The following is a 4,858-nucleotide window of genomic DNA, read 5'->3' as shown; positions in this document are numbered from 1 at the left end:
AGGGGGGATTAAGGGGGGACTAAGGGGGGATCGGCACCCCCCTTATCAAGGGGGGCAGGGGGGATCCCCCCGCCTATCGGCACCCCCCTTATCAAGGGGGGCAGGGGGGATCAAACCTAAAATCCATTTTTAATTTAATTATAACCAGCTACTTAATTAATATACAGTATAAAGCATTAATTATCATCAAAAAATCACCAAACTAGAAGCGTAGGTGAAGGGATTTATGGATTGCGCCGCGCTTTAGTTATTGCGGGAAGTGAAAGCCAATTAATTAGCCTTTGGAAAGTATCTGATGACGCAACTAAAGATTTAATGGTCGCCTATTATGGACGCTTACAAAAAGGAGAAGGACGCAGTGAAGCTTTACGACAAATTCAACTAGGAATGCTCAAGGGTGAGAAGCAAAAACATCCTTTTTATTGGGCCAGTTTTATTCCTTCTGGTGATGCAACTTCGATGCAATTTGACTGATTAAGGGTTAGGAGTTAAACTTAGTAGTAAAATTATTGGTAAGTAAGTAGGTAGGCACAATTATTTGTAGGATGGGTTAGCGGTAGCGTAACCCATGCGGGCGTTGGGTTTCATGCTTCAACCCAACCTACGTTTATTTTATATTTAATTCCACCCACCTACTTACCTAAGCAAAATTAATTACACATCCAAACCGTCAGCAGTTACTCCGTCAGCTTTTTGCTGTGATCAGTAAACAGTGAACTAAAAACTCAAATCTGATCCCGTCTCCCGTCTCCCGTCTCCCGTCTCCTGTCTCCTGTCTCCTGTCTCCTGTCTCCTGTCTCGACTGGGAAATTAATTTTGCACGACTACTTATCACAAACAATTACTAGGAGAGTCACACAATGGCAACATTTACAGAAAACGACCTCAAAGAATTAAAAGACTTTATTGTAGGACAATTCAAAGAAGTTAATGACAAAATAGACAAATCATCTGAACAACTTAATGGCAAAATAGACAGATTATCTGAACAACTTAATAGCAAAATAGACAAGCTATCTGAAGAAGTGAATAACTTAAGAGTTGACATAGCAAATATTAAAGGAGAATTAACAGGCGTGAATAAACGACTAGATAACTTGGAATTTACTAATCGAACCATCTTTGTTGCTATTGTTACTGCACTAATGGCAGGATTAGTTAAGTTATTTTTACCAAACCTTCCTACTAATCCTTAACTGTGATTCAAAAAGAAAACGGGTTTTTTGAAAAAACCCGTTTCCTGAAATCGAATTCAAAATAGGAAATAGCGTTGGGCCATGGGTAAAACCGTAGCCGGTTCACAGATTAATAATTCCCCGTCAGCACGCACCTCGTAGGTTTCGGGATTAACTTCCATGCGCGGTAAAGCGTCATTAAGCTTCATACTAGCCTTACTGATATTGCGCGTATTCGACACGGCTACGGCGGTTTTTTTCAGCTTTAACTTCTCAGGAATGCCCGCTTTCATAGCATATTTAGAAACAAATGTCAAGGAAGTTTTGGCGATCGCACCACCAAAAGAGGCAAACATGGGACGCATATAAACCGGTTGGGGTGTGGGAATACTGGCATTAGCATCGCCCATTTGCGCCCAGGCGATTAAACCGCCTTTCAGGACAATTTCCGGTTTTACGCCAAAAAATGCCGGTTTCCAGAGAACCAAATCGGCTAATTTGCCCACCTCGATGGAACCGACATAATCGGAGACACCATGGGTAATAGCAGGATTAATCGTATATTTAGCAATATATCGTCTTGCCCGCAGATTATCATTCTCTCCCGTTTCCCCGGTCAGTCTGCCTCGTTGTACCCGCATTTTGTGGGCAGTTTGCCAAGTGCGGATAATTACTTCTCCCACCCGTCCCATCGCTTGAGAATCGGAGGAAATGATGCTAAAAGCCCCTAAATCGTGGAGAATATCCTCGGCGGCAATAGTTTCGCGGCGGATGCGGGATTCAGCAAAAGCCACATCTTCGGGAATACTCCGGTCTAAATGATGACAAACCATCAACATATCGAGGTGTTCCTCTAAGGTATTCGTCGTATAGGGACGCGTGGGATTAGTAGAGGAGGGTAAAACGTTCATTTCCCCGCAAACCCTGATAATATCGGGAGCATGACCACCGCCGGCCCCTTCCGTGTGGTAGGTGTGAATGACGCGATTTTTAAAAGCGGCGATAGTGGCCTCAACAAAACCGGCCTCATTGAGAGTATCCGTATGAATCGCCACCTGCACATCGTACTTATCGGCCACGCTTAAACAGGTATCAATGGCTGCCGGAGTGGTTCCCCAATCTTCATGGAGTTTTAAGCCAATTACCCCCGCTTTTACCTGTTCCGCTAGTCCTTCCGGCTGACTGCTATTGCCTTTACCCAAAAAACCCAAATTCATCGGGAAAGCTTCGGCCGCCTCTAGCATTCGATAGATGTGCCATTCTCCCGGGGTGCAGGTGGTGGCATTAGTTCCCGTTGCAGGTCCGGTCCCGCCACCAATCATTGTGGTAATCCCCGACGCAATCGCTGTCTCAATTTGTTGGGGACAGATAAAATGAATATGGGCATCAATCCCGCCTGCCGTCAAAATCATCCCTTCCCCAGCTAATGCCTCGGTAGCAGGACCGATAATAATATCGACATTATCTTGAATGTGGGGATTGCCCGCCTTACCGATTTTATAAATTTTGCCGTCTTTAATGCCCACATCGGCTTTAACGATGCCCCACCAGTCGAGAATTAAGGCATTAGTAATCACTAGATCCACCGCCCCATCTTCCCTAGAAATGGGGGATTGGCCCATACCATCGCGAATTACTTTACCGCCGCCGAATTTTACCTCATCGCCGTAGGTGGTGAAATCTTTTTCGACTTCGATAAATAATTCCGTGTCTGCCAGGCGAACTTTATCTCCGACGGTGGGGCCGTAGGTTTCTGCATAGGTGCGGCGATCGATGCGATAATTCATAGGGGGAATTCTTGAAAATCGACATTGATTATACGATCGATTTTCCGGCAATTATCGCTTTTTGGGGATTTTCTTCCATTTTTAATCTGGCTCGTTTTCGAGGATTTCTTTGGCTTTCAGTAAAGCTTGGTGATGTTCTTCGGTAACGGTGGGATATTTTAAACCAAGGGATTCCAGGGTGTGATAAATAACCGCCCCCACAGCTAAACGGGTAAACCATTTGCGATCAGCCGGGATAATATACCAGGGGGCCCATTCGGTACTGGTATGATTGAATACCTCCTCGTAGGCTTTCATGTAATCACCCCAAAAAGCTCTTTCTTTGACATCATTTTCAGAAAACTTCCAGTTTTTTTCAGGGCGATCAATTCTTTCCAAAAATCGTTTTTTCTGTTCTCCTTTAGAAACATTGAGAAAGAATTTCAGGACAATAACCCCATTATTAACCAGATATTTTTCAAAATTATTAATCTCCTCAAAACGTCGCTGCCAAACTTTCTTGGTTCTGTCTTCCGGGGGGAGTTTTTGCCGTTCCAATAAATTTTGATGGACGCGCACGACTAATAATTCTTCGTAGTAAGAACGATTAAAAATACCGATACGACCCCGCTCCGGTAAGGCTTTATAATATCGCCAGAGATAATCGTGATCTAGTTCTTCGGCCGAGGGAACTTTAAAGCTAAATACCTGACAGCCTTGGGGATTTAAGCCCGACATAACGTGTCTGATCGTACCATCTTTACCCGCCGCATCCATGGCTTGCAGATTAATTAACAGGGCATAGGTATCCTGGGCATAGAGTTTATCTTGAAACTCGGCCATTTTTTCGATCCCCTGTTGCAGCAGCAGCGTGGCATCTTCTTTGGTGATATAGTCGGGCTTAAACCCAGGATCGTAGTCTTTGTGCAGAGAAATTTCTTTACCCGGTGGCACTATTAAGGATTGTAAAAATGCTTGGCGATCAATTTTGCTGACCATGCTCTTCTCCTTGATTGTTTTGACCCTTAAGATTACATTGTAGCACTTTTGCTCGGAAAATATCTAACTCTTGAACCGGCGAGTCAAGGATGAACTGGCAAAAGTATATTTAAATAGCTGTCAGTCCCTAAGCAAAATTAATTACACATCTAAGCTGTCAACCGTTTATCAGTTATCGGTAGGAAAATAGAATATTAAGTGAGCAGTATTACAACAGTTATCTTAATGGTGAGGTGCGAAGTTTTCGTTTTGGGGAGTAGGTGGTCGATGTCAAAGTAGGTTACACTTTATCTTGATGAGAAACGCTGTAGATGTATTTTTACTTTAAAAAAAGTTTGATTGCATCAATAAGCTGCTTGAGTTGTTTAATCTTTTCAACTAGATGCAAATATATAAACTCATAATCTAGGAGACTAGCTATTTCTTCCACAGTCCTTTCGCTTTTATCATAGCTTCGTTGTATTAATTGATAAATACTGTCCAGCACTTGACTAGGATGTGGTATTTGTTCTACATCTAGGACATTTAGAGCGAAACCTAAATTGTCTAGAATAAACTTAGATGTTAAACAACTATCTATTTTAGTCAGAAAACTGTATTCACCTAAAAACCAAGCTTCGATTTCCATAATCACTAAAATCATCGAAATGGGAATTCCCTTGTTCTGAAGTAAAGGTTTTAAAAATCCTTTAATGCCATTTTCTACCTTAGTTCTATTTTCTAGAGTTTCGGGATATAAATCTCGTAAACCTAAAATTTTTTCATAACCATTATTAGTTAGGGTCTGCTGAAAAAGTTTTTCCTGGGGGTAGGAGTCAGTAGCCGGTCGTCAGGAGTCGGTCGTTTTAGGCTTTGTTGCCCTTGTTTTTTGTACCAAGCGATGTACTACAAGAAGGATAATGCAAGGTTTTTGAACGT

General features: G+C 42.5%; 5 protein-coding genes. 2 read left to right on the top strand and 3 right to left on the bottom strand.

Going from position 1 to position 4,858, the window contains the following annotated elements; genetic code table 11:
- The first annotated feature begins 231 nt into the window (after positions 1–231).
- Both PX481_RS27195 and PX481_RS27190 read left to right on the top strand, forming a co-directional pair.
- Positions 232–474 (top strand): CHAT domain-containing protein, encoded by a 243-nt coding sequence (locus PX481_RS27195; RefSeq protein WP_199308099.1) that lies wholly within the window; start codon positions 232–234, stop codon positions 472–474.
- A 386-nt stretch (positions 475–860) separates the two neighbouring features.
- The gene (locus PX481_RS27190; protein ID WP_002774386.1) at positions 861–1,196 is read left to right on the top strand and encodes an LPP leucine zipper domain-containing protein; all 336 of its coding nucleotides are present in this window, start codon (positions 861–863) and stop codon (positions 1,194–1,196) included.
- Positions 1,197–1,252: 56 nt separating this feature from the next.
- On the opposite strand, the gene ureC is transcribed toward PX481_RS27190, so the two are convergent.
- From ureC to PX481_RS27175, 3 genes are all read right to left on the bottom strand, one after another.
- The gene (gene ureC / locus PX481_RS27185; RefSeq protein ID WP_012268266.1) at positions 1,253–2,962 is read right to left on the bottom strand and encodes an urease subunit alpha; all 1,710 of its coding nucleotides are present in this window, start codon (positions 2,960–2,962) and stop codon (positions 1,253–1,255) included.
- Between the two features lie 81 nt (positions 2,963–3,043).
- A complete protein-coding gene (locus PX481_RS27180) occupies positions 3,044–3,940 on the bottom strand; it encodes a polyphosphate kinase 2 family protein (protein WP_002761380.1) in 897 nt (298 codons plus the stop codon).
- Between the two features lie 319 nt (positions 3,941–4,259).
- A complete protein-coding gene (locus PX481_RS27175; protein ID WP_288097051.1) occupies positions 4,260–4,568 on the bottom strand; it encodes a hypothetical protein in 309 nt (102 codons plus the stop codon).
- Positions 4,569–4,858: the final 290 nt, after the last annotated feature.

This window comes from Microcystis sp. M53603_WE2, from assembly GCF_030065435.1.
The sequence above is the reverse complement of the archived record's forward strand: the minus strand, read 5'-3'. Positions and strand labels throughout refer to the sequence as shown.

What these genes read in the sequence shown, in the direction of transcription:
- ureC (WP_012268266.1), bottom strand. Translation starts at nt 2,962, where the DNA reads ATGAATTATCGCATCGATCGCCGCACCTATGCAGAAACCTACGGCCCC.
- PX481_RS27175 (WP_288097051.1), bottom strand. Translation starts at nt 4,568, where the DNA reads ATGGAAATCGAAGCTTGGTTTTTAGGTGAATACAGTTTTCTGACTAAA.
- PX481_RS27190 (WP_002774386.1), top strand. Translation starts at nt 861, where the DNA reads ATGGCAACATTTACAGAAAACGACCTCAAAGAATTAAAAGACTTTATT.
- PX481_RS27180 (WP_002761380.1), bottom strand. Translation starts at nt 3,940, where the DNA reads ATGGTCAGCAAAATTGATCGCCAAGCATTTTTACAATCCTTAATAGTG.